At 71.8% G+C, this 13,710-nt stretch carries 12 protein-coding genes, 1 tRNA gene and 1 pseudogene; 3 read left to right on the forward strand and 11 right to left on the reverse strand.

Annotated features, from left to right (window positions below):
- Window positions 1-48: 48 nt before the first annotated feature.
- The 3 genes and pseudogenes from AB0E83_RS22820 to AB0E83_RS22830 all read right to left on the reverse strand — a co-directional run.
- Window positions 49-453, reverse strand: a pseudogene (locus AB0E83_RS22820) (tetratricopeptide repeat protein); the annotation flags it as partial.
- Between the two features lie 202 nt (window positions 454-655).
- Window positions 656-729, reverse strand: a tRNA-Met gene (locus tag AB0E83_RS22825).
- Window positions 730-772: 43 nt separating this feature from the next.
- Complete coding sequence (locus AB0E83_RS22830; protein WP_362114770.1) at window positions 773-3,673, reverse strand: UPF0182 family protein; 2,901 nt, start codon at window positions 3,671-3,673, stop codon at window positions 773-775.
- 135 nt (window positions 3,674-3,808) lie between these two features.
- On the opposite strand from AB0E83_RS22830, the gene AB0E83_RS22835 reads away from it, so the two are divergent.
- Window positions 3,809-4,348: a PPA1309 family protein gene (locus AB0E83_RS22835; protein ID WP_362114773.1), complete on the forward strand. Its 540-nt coding sequence runs from the start codon at window positions 3,809-3,811 to the stop codon at window positions 4,346-4,348.
- Window positions 4,349-4,382: 34 nt separating this feature from the next.
- Here AB0E83_RS22835 and AB0E83_RS22840 read toward each other — a convergent pair whose 3' ends face one another.
- From AB0E83_RS22840 to AB0E83_RS22855, 4 genes are all read right to left on the reverse strand, one after another.
- Window positions 4,383-5,471 carry a PDZ domain-containing protein gene (locus AB0E83_RS22840; RefSeq protein ID WP_362114775.1) on the reverse strand — a complete coding sequence of 363 codons (1,089 nt, stop codon included), beginning with the start codon at window positions 5,469-5,471 and terminating at the stop codon, window positions 4,383-4,385.
- Between the two features lie 83 nt (window positions 5,472-5,554).
- Entirely contained in the window at window positions 5,555-5,770 is a 216-nt protein-coding gene (locus AB0E83_RS22845) for a hypothetical protein (RefSeq protein WP_362114778.1), read from the reverse strand.
- A gap of 233 nt (window positions 5,771-6,003) precedes the next feature.
- A complete protein-coding gene (locus AB0E83_RS22850) occupies window positions 6,004-6,465 on the reverse strand; it encodes a molybdenum cofactor biosynthesis protein MoaE (RefSeq protein WP_362114781.1) in 462 nt (153 codons plus the stop codon).
- An 80-nt stretch (window positions 6,466-6,545) separates the two neighbouring features.
- Window positions 6,546-7,655, reverse strand: a complete 1,110-nt coding sequence (locus AB0E83_RS22855) for an SDR family oxidoreductase (RefSeq protein ID WP_362114784.1) — start codon at window positions 7,653-7,655, stop codon at window positions 6,546-6,548.
- A gap of 191 nt (window positions 7,656-7,846) precedes the next feature.
- Between AB0E83_RS22855 and AB0E83_RS22860 the strand changes: the two genes are divergently transcribed.
- Window positions 7,847-9,289: a zinc-dependent metalloprotease gene (locus tag AB0E83_RS22860; protein WP_362114787.1), complete on the forward strand. Its 1,443-nt coding sequence runs from the start codon at window positions 7,847-7,849 to the stop codon at window positions 9,287-9,289.
- Window positions 9,286-9,807 carry an NUDIX domain-containing protein gene (locus tag AB0E83_RS22865; protein WP_362114790.1) on the forward strand — a complete coding sequence of 174 codons (522 nt, stop codon included), beginning with the start codon at window positions 9,286-9,288 and terminating at the stop codon, window positions 9,805-9,807. Before AB0E83_RS22860 ends, AB0E83_RS22865 begins: the two co-directional genes overlap by 4 nt.
- 62 nt (window positions 9,808-9,869) lie before the next feature.
- Here AB0E83_RS22865 and AB0E83_RS22870 read toward each other — a convergent pair whose 3' ends face one another.
- From AB0E83_RS22870 to AB0E83_RS22885, 4 genes are all read right to left on the reverse strand, one after another.
- Complete coding sequence (locus AB0E83_RS22870; protein WP_362114793.1) at window positions 9,870-10,625, reverse strand: AIM24 family protein; 756 nt, start codon at window positions 10,623-10,625, stop codon at window positions 9,870-9,872.
- Window positions 10,626-10,644: 19 nt separating this feature from the next.
- Window positions 10,645-11,325, reverse strand: coding sequence for an AIM24 family protein (locus AB0E83_RS22875; RefSeq protein WP_362114796.1), 681 nt, complete (start codon window positions 11,323-11,325; stop codon window positions 10,645-10,647).
- A 14-nt stretch (window positions 11,326-11,339) separates the two neighbouring features.
- Window positions 11,340-13,022 carry a TerD family protein gene (locus AB0E83_RS22880; protein WP_362114799.1) on the reverse strand — a complete coding sequence of 561 codons (1,683 nt, stop codon included), beginning with the start codon at window positions 13,020-13,022 and terminating at the stop codon, window positions 11,340-11,342.
- Window positions 13,023-13,133: 111 nt separating this feature from the next.
- Window positions 13,134-13,667: a M48 family metallopeptidase gene (locus tag AB0E83_RS22885; RefSeq protein WP_362114802.1), complete on the reverse strand. Its 534-nt coding sequence runs from the start codon at window positions 13,665-13,667 to the stop codon at window positions 13,134-13,136.
- Between the last annotated feature and the right edge of the window lie 43 nt (window positions 13,668-13,710).

Genomic DNA, 13,710 nt, shown 5'->3' on the forward strand with positions numbered 1-13,710 from the left:
GCACCGGAGTGCGTCTTGTTCTTCGGCATAGCGCCGTTATCTCCTCGGGGCGGCGACCCGCCACCAGCCGGCGGCCTCGTCGGGGTAGCCGCGCTGGTGGAGCAGGACGCCCAGGTTGTTGGCGGCGGCCCGGTCGCCCTCGGCGGTGGCGCCGCGCAGGAAGGGCTCGGCGCCGTCGAGGTCGCCGCGGCGCAGCAGCAGGGCGCCCAGGGCGCTCATCGCGTCGGTGTCACCGCGCTCGGCGGCCCTGCGGTGCCGGGCTTCGGTCTCGGCCTCGGTCTCGGCCTCGGTCTCCGGTCCGGCGTCCGGGAGGCTCCCGGTCCTGGCGGTGGTGTCGGCGACCGCATCGACGGCCGCCACTGCCTCGATGATCTCGTCCGCGGCATTTCTGGCGTGCCGCTGCACAAACCGCCCTGTCTCCAACAGAGTTGCCCTGTCCCCCATAAATACCATCGTCGCACCACCCGCAACCCGCGCACACCCGGTATACCGCAGCCCGTGAGGTCACCTCAGCGTTTTGTCGACATGCCCACAGAGAGACAAGTCAAACACGTCCCGCCTCAACTCGCCCCTTCCGTACCGCCCTTCGGTGCTCCCCGTCACCCCGACACGCGACGAGGGCCCGGATCCTTATGGATCCGAGCCCTCGTGTCAGTAGCGGGGACAGGATTTGAACCTGCGACCTCTGGGTTATGAGCCCAGCGAGCTACCGAGCTGCTCCACCCCGCGTCGGTGTTGTCACACTATCACGACGCGGGGTGAAGCCCGCAGGTCAGCTGCCGGAGCCTCCCTCGGGCCGGATCTTGGCGCCCGCCTCGGCGGCCTTCTCCAGCGCGGCCCGGAGGTCGTCCTGGGCCTTGCCGTAGGCCGCCCAGTCGCCCTTCGCGAGCGCCGCCTCACCGGCGTCGTACGCCTTCTGGGCGTCGGCGATGGCCTGCTTCAGCGCGGCGTCCGCCGAGGCCGGCGGCTGCGGCTCGGTCGGCTCGTCGGTGTCCGGCGGGGTCGGCGGCGCCGTGCCCTCCACCCCGAAGACCGCGTTGAGGGCGTCCGTGAGGTTGTTCTCGAACACCGTGGTGTCCTTGGTGGTGTCGCCGTCCGGCTGGTCGGCGTCCACGTAGGAGACCGCGACCTTCTTCAGGAGCGGGTAGAGCGCGTTCCGTCCCTGGGCGTAGACCGGCTCCACGTACAGGAACCCGCCGTCGAGCGGCACGGTGAGCAGGTTGCCGTACTGGATGTCCGAGTCGGCGCCCTTCATGTCGCGGACGAAGGTGGCGACGTCGGGCAGGCCGTTGAGCTTGCTCTGCACCTGTGCCGGGCCGGGCACGTCCTCGGTGACCCGGAGCAGTCTCAGCCGGCCGTACTCCTTGCTGGTGGCGTCGGCGTCGACCGCCATGAAGCCGCCCAGGTTGGGCCGGCCGTTGGGGGTGAACGTCGTGGTCAGCGAGAAGCGCTGCTCCGCGTCCCCGGGCATCTTCATGCTCAGGTAGTACGGCGGCACGGCCACGTTGTCCTTGTTGGTCGGGTCGTCCGGCACCTGCCAGGCGTCCGAGCCGCTGTAGAACTGGGCCGGGTCGGTGACGTGGTAGCGGGTCAGCAGCTCGCGCTGGACCTTGAACATGTCCTGCGGGTAGCGCAGGTGCTCCAGCAGGTCGGGCTTGATGTCCGCCTTCGGCTTCACCGTGCCGGGGAAGGCCTTCATCCAGGTCTTGAGGACCGGGTCCTCGGTGTCCCACTGGTAGAGGGTGACCGCGCCGTCGTAGGCGTCGACGGTGGCCTTCACCGAGTTGCGGATGTAGTTGACCTGGTTCTGCTGGGCGACGACCGCGCGCTGCTGGTTGCCGACGGTCAGCGAGTCGGCCGTGGTGTCGCCGAGCGTGGTCCGCGAGGCGTACGGGTAGCCGTTGCTGGTCGTGTAGGCGTCGACGATCCACTGGATGCGCCCGCCGACGACGGCCGGGTAGGCGTCGCCGTCGATGGTCAGCCAGGGGGCGACGGCCTCGACGCGCTGCTTGGGCGTGCGGTTGTACAGGATCCGCGAGCCGTCGCCGATGGCCCCGGAGTAGAGGATCTGCGGCTCGCTGAAGGCCACCGCGTACGCGGCGCGGTTGAAGGCGTTCTCCAGGCTGACGCCGCTCTTGCCCTCGTAGCTGGTGGTCTTCTCGCCGTTCTCCTCGTAGTCCAGCTCCTTCTGGGGGCCGCCCACGATCGAGTACTGGTCGGTCTTCTCGCCGTAGTAGATCTTCTGCTGGTAGGTGCCGAGCTCACCGGTGGTCGGCAGGCCCGACTCGGTGAAGATCGGGGAACCGTTGGCGTCGGTCTGGGTGCCGCGGGCCATGATGGCGCCGTAGCCGTGGGTGTAGGTGAAGTGGTCGTTGATCCAGTTCCGCTTCGGGATGCCGCGGATGTTCAGCTCGCGCAGGCCGATGACGACGTCCTGGCCCTGGTAGCGGTCCACGTCGAGCGTGGTCGGGAACTGGTAGTACTTCCGCTTCTGCTCCAGCTGCTGGAAGGTCGGGGAGACGATGTTCGGGTCGAGGAGGCGGTAGGCGGCCGCCGTGTCGGCGTCCGAGCGGAGCTTGTCCTTGGCCTTGACCGTCGACTTGCCCGAGTAGTTCTCCAGCTTGGTCCCGTCGATCGCGTACGCCTTGCGGGTCGCGTCGATGTTCTCCTGGATGTACGGGGCTTCCTTGGCCTGCTCGTTCGGCTGGACCTGGAACTTCTGCACGATCGCCGGGTACAGGCCGCCGATGAGGACGGCGGAGAGCACCATCAGGCCGAAGCCGATGACCGGCAGCTGCCAGGTGCGGCGCCACAGGGTGGCGAAGAAGAGCACGGCGCAGATGACGGCGATGCAGAAGAGGATCGTCTTCGCCGGCAGGTAGGCGTTGGCGTCGACGTACCGCAGGCCCGTCCAGTTGCCGGTGGCCTTGAAGTCGCTGGACTTCACCGCCAGGCCGTACCGGTCGAGCCAGTACGCCACGGCCTTCAGGGTGACGAAGACGCCGAGCAGCACCGAGAGGTGGCCGGTGGCGGTGGCGGTGGCGCGGGCACCGGGGCTGGTGACCCGCAGTCCGCCGTACAGGTAGTGCGTGATCGCCGCGGCGATCAGGGAGAGCACCACGGCGGCGAAGCCGAAGGCCAGCAGGAAGCGGTACCAGGGCAGGTCGAAGGCGTAGAACGAGACGTCCTTGCCGAACTGGGAGTCCTTCTCGCCGAAGTCCACCCCGTTGACCCACATGAGCCAGGTGCGCCACTGGCCGGAGGCGGAGGCGCCGGCGATCAGGCCCACCAGGGCGGTGACCGCGAGCAGCACCCACTTCTTGAAGGGGGCGACGCCCATCCGGTACCGGTCGAGGCTCTGCTGCTCCAGCGACATGGCGCTGAGCGGCGGCCGCAGCCGGTACGCCAGCCAGATGTTGAGGCCGACGACGAGGGCCATGAGGAGGCCGAAGACCGCGAACAGCCCGATCTTGGTCCACAGGGTGGTGGTGAACACGGACGAGTAGTGGACGGATCGGTACCAGAGCCAGTCCGTCCAGAACCCGGCGAACATCACGAACGCCATGGCCAGGACGGCCAGCACGCCCAGCGTCATGAGCAGGGTGCGGGCCCGCCGGGACGGCCGGCCGACTCTGATCCTTGGCCCGGACGGGCCTCCGCCACGGTCCGGCATCTGGAAAGCCAACGTGCGCCCCTCGGTGTTGATGCGTCGGAAAGCGGGCCCCGCGATCGTAGGGCCCACTGGTGCAACTTACCGACGCTTTACCTAGTTCCCGTCTCCGGGGGAAGAGGAGGCAGGATATTGGTCATGTCCAACCTTTCCCCCTCGGGCCCGCCGATGGCCTCCAGTCCCCTCACCCGCGCGGTGCTCGAGATCGACGAGTACGCCTCGGGTCTCGGCTGGGACCGGCCCGCCCGTCTCTTCGCCCTGGTCGACACCGCGCGGCTGCGGGCCCAGGCGCCCTCGCTGAAGCTCGGCGAGGACGCCACCGCCTACACCCCGATCGAGCAGGAGGAGATTCCGGCGGGCAAGCCGCTGGACGAGTTCCTCGGCACGATCGCCTGGCCGGACGCGGTGGCCGGCTGCGCCCTGACGGTGGAGCGGCTGATGCTGCCGCCGTCGGCGGAGGCCCAGGTCCCCAAGGACCTGAGCGGCGCCGCGCTGAACAAGTGGGTCGCCCGCCACCCGGACCGCCAGGAGGTCCGGATGACGGTGGCCGTGCTGCGGAGCGGGGCCCGGGAGGCGGCGATCCGGCTGCGCGAGAAGGACTCGCCGACCGAGGTGCTGACCGGCCCGGACCTGGTGCCGGGGCTCGCCGAGGCGCTCGCGGCGACCTTCGAGGGCTGAGCGGTACGGGGCGCTGAGCCGGTCGCGTGCCGGCTCAGCCCTTCGAGCAGCTCGGCAGGTTCGCCGTGTCGCCCTCGCGGAGCCTCTCCAGCGACTTCGTCGCGTCGTCGATGGTGTCGACCTTGACGAGGGTGAGGCCGTCGGGCGTGTCGGCGGCCGCGGCGGCGCAGTTGTCGGCCGGGGTGAGGAAGTACTCGGCGCCCGCGTTCCGCGCGCCGACCAGCTTCATCTGGATGCCGCCGATCGGGCCGACCTTGCCGTCGTCGTCGATGGTGCCGGTGCCGGCGACGAACTTGCCGCCGGTCAGGCTCTCCGGGGTCAGCTTGTCGACGATGCCGAGCGCGAACATCAGGCCGGCGCTGGGGCCGCCGACGTCGGCCAGCTTGATGTCGATGGTGAACGGGAAGACGTGGTCGGTGCCGGCCTGGATGCCGACGATCGCCCGGTCGCCCTCCTCGGACTTCACGGTGGTGACGGCCACCTTCCGGGTGACGGTGGCCTCCTTGTGCGCCTTCTCGGCGGCCGCCGCCTCCTTGGCCGGGACGATGGTGAACTCCACCTTCTCGCCCGGCTTCCGCTTGGTGACCTGGGCGGCGACGTCGGCCGGCTTCGTCACCTCCGCGCCGTCGACGGCCTTGATCACGTCCCCGGCGTGCAGGGTGCCCTCCGACGGGGAGTCCTTCACGACGGAGGCGACGACCACGCGCGTGGTGAAGGGGATGCCGAGCTCGTCGAGGGCGGCGACCTTGGCGCTCTCCTGCGACTGGGAGAACTCCTCCGCGTTCTCCTGGCTCGACTCCTCCTCCGTCTTCCCGTCCGGGTAGAGGGTGTCGTGCGGCACCACCACGCTGTCGTGGGTCAGCCAGCCGTAGACCGCCTCGACGGCGTTCATCTTGTAGTCCGCGCTGGTGACCCTGACCGTGGTCATGTTGAGGTGGCCGTCGGTCGGGTAGGTCTTGCGGCCGGAGATCTGGAGGACCGGCTCGCCGCGGGCCTCGCCGAGCGTGTTGACCGTGGGCCCGGGGCTCATCTCCGCGTACGGCACCGGGATCAGGACGCCGGCGATCAGCAGGCAGATCAGGACCAGGGTGGAGGCGAGCATCGTCGCGGTGCGGCGTGGCATGGAACGACAGTACGGGACTCGCCTGTGCGCGCACCCCTGGGGCGGCCGTACGGGACGCCGCCGGGAGGGGCGCCGGGGGGGCGTCAGGACTCCGCGGGGGCGGCCTCGTGCACCGGGCGGAGCGGGGCGGCGGGATCGGGGGCGCCGGGGTGGGCACGCTCCATGGCGTCCCTGAAGCGGGCGTAGCCGGCGAGTTCGGCCACGTCGCCTATGGTCTTGTTCCTCTGGACCCAGCTTCCCCATATCGCCGCGCCGACGACTGCGAAAAGCGGAATCAGCAACCAGGCCAGCGCTGCCATCCCGACCTCCCATCCCCAGTGAGTTGATCAGCAGATTATTCATCTGTGCCAACAACGCTCGGGCCTGGGGGGCGGTTACGCAAATCGGGCGTTCGACTACGGGGTGTCGGCGCGTCGCCTTGCCACCCCGAACGGGGCCCCGGGGGGACCCCCGGTCTCGGGGCGAGGGCTCAGCAGGCCCCCACCCTCCCCCAGACTCCGTCCGGGGGGACCCCCAGTCTCGGGGCGAGGGCTCAGCAGGCTCCGACCCACTCTTCGGTGCCGTCCGAGAAGGTCTGGTGCTTCCAGATGGGGACCTCGTGCTTGAGGTCGTCGATCAGCTTGCGGCAGGCCTCGAAGGCCTCGCCGCGGTGGGGGCAGGAGACGGCGACGACGACCGCCAGGTCGCCCACCACGAGGTCGCCCACGCGGTGGACGGCCGCCAGGGCGCGGACCGGATAGTTCGCCACGACCTTCTCGGCGACCCGGCGCAGCTCGGCCTCGGCGCTGGGGTGGCAGGAGTAGCCCAGCCTGTCGACGTCGGCCCCGCCGTCGTGGTTGCGCACGGTGCCGACGAACAGGGTCGTGCCGCCCGCGGCGTCGTCCCCGACGGCCCGGAAGACCTCGTCGACCGAGAGCGGGGTGTCGCGGATCGCGAGCAGCTTGATCGGGTCGGCCGCGGCCTGCTCACCGGGGTGGTCGTGCGTCGTGGTCATGCGGTCCATGGTGCCGCACGCCGCCGACATCCCGGAATAGCGTTTTCGACCGGTGGACCGGGGCCCCGGGTAGGAGGGTCCTACAGGCCGCGCCGCTTCCTCATCTGCCGCACCAGGGCCGCGGTGCCCAGGAGGGCCACCGTGGCGCCCGCCGCGCCCGCCGCCGTGGCGTCCTTGCGGCCCAGCCGGCGGCCCGCGACCGTGTGCCGGCCCTGGACCTCCTCCAGGAGCGCCGCGAGGACCTCCTCGTTGGTCCACTTCGGCCGCCAGCCCGCGTCGTGGAGCCGGCCGACGCTCACCACCCACGGGTGCATGGTGTAGGCGAGGTCGCCGGCCGGGGACGGGGTGAGGCCGATCCGGTGCAGCCGCGCGGCGGCGCCGAGGGCGACCGCGGAGGGCAGCTCCATGCGGCGGATCCCCGACAGCTCCTCGACCTCCTCCTGCTCCAGCCAGCCCTCGCAGCCGACCGCGAACTCGCCGTCGACCTTCTCCAGGGCCGCGTACTCCAGGGCGCTGACCAGGTCCTCCACGTGGCAGAACTGCCAGGTGGGGCGGGAGCCGGCGACGACGAGCAGCCGGGGCGACTCGAAGTAGCGGGTCAGGGCGGTGTCCGTGCCGCCGACGAGGACGGCCGGGCGGACCACGGTCACGTTGAGGCCGGGGTGGGCGCGGGAGCCGCGGCGACCGAGCCGCTCGATCTCCAGGAGGTCCCCGACGCCGGTCGCCTCGGCGGTCGCCCTCAGCTCGGCGTCCTCGGAGAGCGGGATGTCGTTGTCGGGGAGGGCGCCGTAGACCATGGTCGAGGTGCACAGCACGACCCGGTGGACGCCGGCCGCGGCGGCGGCCGTGAGGACCGTCTGGGTGCCGCGCACGTTGTAGGCCGTCCGGGCGGCGGGGTCGGTCTCCAGGTCGAGGTCGACGGCGAGGTGCACGACGACGTCGGCGCCGCGCAGCTTCTCCGCGATGGCCGGGTCCCGCACGTCGAGGACGTGCCAGGTCGCCTCCGGGACCTCGCCGCGCCGCTCGTCGAGGGCGATGACCCGGCGGATCTCGTCCGAATCGGCGAGACGCCTGGTCAGCAGGGCGCCGACACCGGTGGCGGCGCCGGTGACCGCGACGACGGGGCCGCGCGCGGCGGACCGGGTTGAGTGGTTTCGCGCTCCGCGAACCTGCGGATCTGGGGAACTCACCGACCGACTCCAGTGGTTGTCTTCAGTACGTACGCGGATGACGCGTACGGACCAGGTGGCGTCCATCCTGCCGCAGGGCACGGCCCGGCGGAGACTTGAGCCCATATCCGACGCGGATGTCTACGCTGGTGTTGTGCAGCGGGCAGTCGCCACCGGCAGGAGGCCGGTGGCCCTAGGAGCCGAGGAAACCTGTGAGTGACACCCCATTCGGATTCGGCCTTCCGCCGGAGGAGCCGGAGGACGGCGACGAAGGCAAGAAGAAGGACCCCGCCGGAGGTGGCCAGGGGTCCGGCGGCCAGGGCGGCGGCAACCCGTTCGGGGCGAACCCGTTCGGCTTCGGCATCCCCGGCATGGGCGGCCAGGGCGGCGGGGACAACCCGTTCGCCGCGATGTTCGGGTCGATGAACCCGACGGACCTGGGCGCGGCCTTCCAGCAGCTCGGGCAGATGCTCAGCTACGAGGGCGGTCCCGTGAACTGGGACATGGCCAAGCAGATCGCCCGCCAGGCGGTGGCCCAGGGCACCGCCGACGGCGTCAAGGACGCCAGTGTGGGCCCGGCCGAGAAGTCCGCGGTCGAGGAGGCGGTCCGCCTCGCCGACCTGTGGCTGGACCAGGCCACCTCGCTGCCCTCCGGGGCGAACACGGCGGTGGCGTGGAGCCGCGCGGAGTGGGTCGAGGCGACCCTGCCCGCGTGGAAGGAACTGGTGGACCCGGTCGCCGAGCGGGTCGGCACGGCCATGGGCGACGTGCTGCCGCAGGAGATGCAGGCCATGGCGGGCCCGCTGATCGGCATGATGCGGTCGATGGGCGGCGCCATGTTCGGCCAGCAGATCGGCCAGGCCATCGGCGCGCTCGCGGGCGAGGTCGTCGGCTCGACCGACGTCGGCCTGCCGCTCGGCCCGGCCGGCCGGGCCGCGCTGCTCCCGCTGAACGTGGAGTCCTTCGGCAAGGACCTGAGCGTGCCCTCCGACGAGGTGCGGCTCTACCTGGCCCTGCGCGAGGCCGCCCACCAGCGCCTCTTCGCGCACGTGCCGTGGCTGCGGGCGCACCTCTTCGGCGCGGTCGAGTCCTACGCGCGCGGGATCAAGGTCGACACCTCGAAGCTGGAGGAGGCCGTCTCCCAGCTCGACCCGACCCACCCGGAGCAGCTCCAGGAAGCCCTCCAGTCCGGCATGTTCCAGCCGCAGGACACGCCCGAGCAGAAGGCGGCCCTGGCCCGGCTCGAAACGGCGCTCGCGCTGGTCGAGGGCTGGGTGGACGCGGTGGTCCACGAGGCCGCCAAGACCCGTCTGACCTCGGCGGACGCGCTGCGCGAGACGCTGCGCCGGCGCCGGGCCACCGGCGGTCCGGCCGAGCAGACCTTCGCCACCCTGATCGGTCTGGAGCTGCGCCCGCGCCGGCTGCGGGACGCCTCCCGGCTGTGGGCGTCGCTCACCGACGCGCGGGGCGTGGACGGCCGTGACGCCCTGTGGGAGCACCCCGACATGCTGCCGACGGCGACCGACCTCGACGACCCCGACGGTTTCGTCCACCGCGAGCACCTGGACTTCTCCGAGCTGGACAAGATGCTCGGCGAGGCGGCCGAGGGCAAGAAGGACCGGGGCGAGCAGGGCGAGGACGGTTCCGGGGAGTGAGCCTGCACGACGACGCGGTCCTCGTCCTCAAGGGGTACGAGGGCCAGCCCGAGCTGCGCGAGCTCTACCTGGAGCACCTGGCGGCGCACCCGGACGGCATGTACAAGCCGTGCGGGGCGGGTCACCTCACCAGCAGCGCGCTGGTGATCGACCCCGCGCGCGGCCGGGTGCTGCTGACCCTCCACAAGAAGCTCGGCATGTGGCTCCAGATGGGCGGCCACTGCGAGGAGGGCGATCCGACGGTCGAGGCGGCGGCGCTGCGGGAGGCCGCGGAGGAGTCCGGGATCGAGGGGCTGGCGCTGCTGCCCGGCGGCCCGGTGCGGCTGGACCGGCATCCGATCCCGGCGCCCTGCCACTGGCACCTCGACGTGCAGTACGCGGCGCTGGCCCCGGCGGACGGGGTGGCGCGGATCAGCGAGGAGTCGCTGGACCTGAGGTGGTTCGCGTACGACGAGGTGGCCGCCGTCGCGGACGCCTCGGTGGTGCGGCTGGTGGAGGGCACGCTGGCCCGTCTGTGAGGTGACGGCGACGGCGGAGGGCCCCCGGTCTCCCGGGGGCCCTCCGCCGTCGGTCGGGCCGCTCAGTTCCAGGCGTTGTTCTGGTTCTGGCCGCGGGCGCCCTGCTGGCCGACGCCGAACTGGGCGGCGGCGCCCTGACCGATCACCGCGTTCTGCGGGGGCATGATCTCGCTGGGCTGGACGAGGGCGAAGCCCTGGCCGAGGAAGCTCAGCTCCCAGCCCTCGCCGGTGCTGCCGCGGCGGCTGCGGACGCTGCTGTTGTGCGTCTGGGCCTGCATCTGGACCCGCAGGGAGGTGGACCAGGCGACGATCGCGTCGGCGTCGGCGCTCACGTACTTGTCGGGCGTGACCTGGAGCATCAGCGGCTGGCCGGAGGTCATGAGGGCGACCTTGCCGCGGCCGGTGATGTTGAGCTGGTACTTGCCGGTGCCGGAGACGCCGTACTGGCTGTCGACGGCGATGACCTCGGTGTGGAGGCTGGTGTCGAGCGCGAGCACGTAGGCGCTGTCGACGGTGAGGCCCTCGTGGTCGACCTCGACGACGTGGATGTACTGCGCCAGGTTGGCGAAGTAGACCGTGCCCTGGCCGGAGCAGCGCATCAGGTCGAGGCCCTCGCCGGTGCGGGCGCGGGCCTGCCGCTGGCTGCTGGACTGGTACTCGCCGTCGAAGTCGACGAGGCCCTGGTAGGCGACCATGGCGCCCTTGCGGGCGAGGACGTCGTCGTGGCCGGTGAGGCTGACCCGCAGCAGCTGCGGGTTCTGGACGACGTACCGCTCCTGGCTCTGCTGCTCGGCGTGGTTGAAAAGCGGGCTCTGCATGATGTGTTCTCGCTCCCCCTCAGCCCCGGACCCGCAGGCGGTCGGTGCTGTCCTCGCTCGGCTGTACGACGACGATGCCCTGGCCCGAGAAGGCCATCTGGTATGCCTCGCCGCTGCCCCGCCCGATGAGGGAGGACGCCTTGAAGCTGCGCTTGCCCTTGACCTTGAGGTTCGGCGACCAGGCGACGAGCGCGTCGGGGTCGACGTAGGTCTCGTCCTCGCCGCGGCCGCAGTCGACGACGATCGGGGTGCCGCGCGAGGTGAGCGCGACCCAGCCGGTGCCGGCGATCTCCACGTTGAACAGGCCCTGGCCGGCGAACTTGGCGAGGCCCTTGACCCGCTCGACGCCCCACTGGAGGTGGGCGTCGAAGGCGAGGAGGTTGGTGCCGTTGACGGAGACCGAGTCGTTCTGGAGGTTGATCACGACGACGTCGGCGCCGTAGTCGGCGAGGTAGAGCAGGCCGTCGCCGGTGCACTTCATGATCGGCGCGCCTTCGCCGGTGGCCCATTCCTTGGCGACCTGGCGGACGGCCGGCGGGTTGGGCTCGTAGCTGATGAAGCCCTCGTAGGCGACCATCGAGCCGGCCCGGGCGTAGAGGTCCTGGCCGGTGGCCATGGCCACCTTGAGCATGGTGCGGCCATGGTTCTCCATGCGGGCCGCGATGGGGGTCGGGGCGTAGCCCGCGAGCTGCTGGTTCATGGTGTCGGGCTCCCTCAGACCTCGTACGGCTGGACGACGATGAAGTTGCCGGGGGCGCCCCGGAACTGGAGGTTCACGGTCTCTCCGCTGTGGCCCGGGTAGGCGTTGCGCCGGAGGCGGACCTGGCTGGAGAGGATGACCTGCGAGGCGGCCGACCAGGCGACGACCGCGTTGCAGTCGGCGAAGGTCGTCGGGGTGACCGGCAGGACGACGGGGACGCCGTGGGTCTTGACGATCACGGTGCCGGTGCCCTGGAACTGCATGGTGAACAGGGCGCCGCCGGGGATGCCGTGGCCCTCGATGCGGCGGACCTCGTACTGGAGGGACTCGTCGAAGGCGAGCACGTTCTCCGCGGAGACGCAGATGGCGTCGCCCTGGAGCTCGATCGGGTGCAGATGGGCGCCGTTCTCGGCGAGGAAGACCTGGCCGCGGCCGGAGCAGCGCATCAGCTGCATCTCCTGGCCGGTGGCGTTGCCGACGATGCGGCCGGCGAAACCGGCGCCCTTGTAGGAGAAGTCGACCTTGCCCTGGTACATGACCATGGAGCCCTGGCGGGCGAGGACGGGGGTGCCGCCCATGCTGAGGTCGACCCGCATGAGCTGCTGGTTCTGCGGGGTCCAGCGGGCGCCGGTGGCGGTCTCCTTGAAGGGGGCGAGCGCGGCGGCGAGTCCGGCGCCGGTCGCGGGCGCGCCCTGCGGGACGCCCTGGGGGGGCGTGCCGGGCTGCTGGCCGTAGGGGGCCGGCTGACCGTAGCCGGGCTGCTGGCCGTACGGGGCCTGGGGCGGCTGGCCGTAGGGGGTGCCCGGCGGCGGGGTCTGGCCCGGGAGCTGCCCGTAGGGGGCCTGCGGGGGCTGTCCGTACGGGCCGGGGGCGCCCGGCGCGGGGGCCGGCGGCGGCACCGGGGCGGGGGCGAGCGGGGCGACCATGGTGGGCTGGGTGTGCACCGGCTGCGGGGCGGGCGGCGGCGTCGGCGCCTGCGGGCCGTAGCCGGGGGCCGGGGCCGGCGGGGCGCCGAAGGCGGGCGCGGGTGCGGGGGCCGGGGCGGGCGCGGGGGCCGGGGCGGCGGGCGCGCCGAAGGCCGGGGGCACCGCGGCCTGGGCGGGGGCGCCGAAGGCCGGGGGCGCGGCCTGCTGGGGGGCGGCGGGCGGCTGGGCCGCGGGCTGCTCCTCCTCCAGGACCTCTCCGCCGAAGTTCCGCAGCAGGGCCGCCAGGCCGCCGTCGAAGCCCTGGCCGACGGCGGCGAACCGCCACACGTCCTTCAGGTAGAAGTCGCCGAGCATGACCGCGCGCTCGGTGGAGAACTCCGCGCCGGTGAAGGCGTACCGGGCGACCTCCTCGCCGCCCGCGACGATCCGGATCCAGCCGGGGCCGATCTGCGACATCTGGCCGTCGCCGTCGATGGTGGCGGTGAAGGAGAGCTTGTGGATCTGCGGGGGGATCCGGTCGAGGGTGACCCGGAAGGACTCGGTGTCACCCGCCTGCGCCCCGAGCAGCTGGATGGACTCCTCCGGCGACTTCGGCTGGTTGAAGAAGACGAAGTACCGGTCGTCCGACAGGCGCTCGTCGGCGTCGAGCCCGAAGCAGCTGATGTCGAAGGTCAGCCCGGGAGCCGCGATCTGCACGCCCACGTACAGATCGGTGCCCGCGGTCAGATCACTGATCTTGGCCTTGTGGCCGCGTTGGAATTCCCTGGCCATGCGTAACGACCGTCCCCCATCCGATGGCGAATGACTCGCGCCAGGCTAACCGCTGGGGACGACATTGAGACAGGCCGGGGCGATTCCGGTACGGAATCGGGAAACCGGACGTCAGGGTGCGGGCGCCCCGGCCTCCGGGGGCGGGAGGCGGAGGGCGGCTTCCACTCCTTCGAGGTAGCCGCGGGCCCGCTCGGTGCGCGGGTACGCCTCCAGGAGCCGCCAGAACCCGGGGCCGTGGCCGGGGACGAGGAGGTGGGCGAGCTCGTGCAGGAGGACGTAGTCGACCACGTACTCGGGCATCGGCTGGAGCCGGTGGGAGAGTCGGATGCTGCCCTCGGCGGGGGTGCAGGAGCCCCAGCGGCTGTTCTGGTTGGTGACCCAGCGGACCGAGGCGGGGCGGGCCCGGCCGTCGAGGTACTGCTCCGAGAGCCGCCGGGCGCGCTCGGCCAGCTCGCCGTCGCCCAGGCTCCTGCGGCGCTCCCTGTCCTTCTCCCTGGCGGCGAGCTTCTCCAGCATCACGCCGACCCAGCGGCGCTCCTCGGCCTCGGACATCCGGGCCGGGATGAGGACGATCGTGCGGTCCCCCTCGCGGTAGGCGGAGACGGATCGGGTACGGCGGGCGCTCCTGCGGATCTCGACTGACACGGGGTCGACCGTACCCGGCGCGCCCGGCGGAATCCCCTCCGGC

It is taken from the genome of Streptomyces sp. NPDC035033 (genome assembly GCF_040636735.1).
Taxonomy (GTDB): Bacteria; Actinomycetota; Actinomycetes; order Streptomycetales; family Streptomycetaceae; genus Streptomyces.

Coding starts and splice junctions, on each gene's coding strand:
- AB0E83_RS22875 (WP_362114796.1), bottom strand. CDS start 11,325: ATGAACCAGCAGCTCGCGGGCTACGCCCCGACCCCCATCGCGGCCCGC.
- AB0E83_RS22835 (WP_362114773.1), top strand. CDS start 3,809: ATGTCCAACCTTTCCCCCTCGGGCCCGCCGATGGCCTCCAGTCCCCTC.
- AB0E83_RS22880 (WP_362114799.1), bottom strand. CDS start 13,022: ATGGCCAGGGAATTCCAACGCGGCCACAAGGCCAAGATCAGTGATCTG.
- AB0E83_RS22845 (WP_362114778.1), bottom strand. CDS start 5,770: ATGGCAGCGCTGGCCTGGTTGCTGATTCCGCTTTTCGCAGTCGTCGGC.
- AB0E83_RS22840 (WP_362114775.1), bottom strand. CDS start 5,471: ATGCCACGCCGCACCGCGACGATGCTCGCCTCCACCCTGGTCCTGATC.
- AB0E83_RS22850 (WP_362114781.1), bottom strand. CDS start 6,465: ATGACCACGACGCACGACCACCCCGGTGAGCAGGCCGCGGCCGACCCG.
- AB0E83_RS22870 (WP_362114793.1), bottom strand. CDS start 10,625: ATGCAGAGCCCGCTTTTCAACCACGCCGAGCAGCAGAGCCAGGAGCGG.
- AB0E83_RS22830 (WP_362114770.1), bottom strand. CDS start 3,673: ATGCCGGACCGTGGCGGAGGCCCGTCCGGGCCAAGGATCAGAGTCGGC.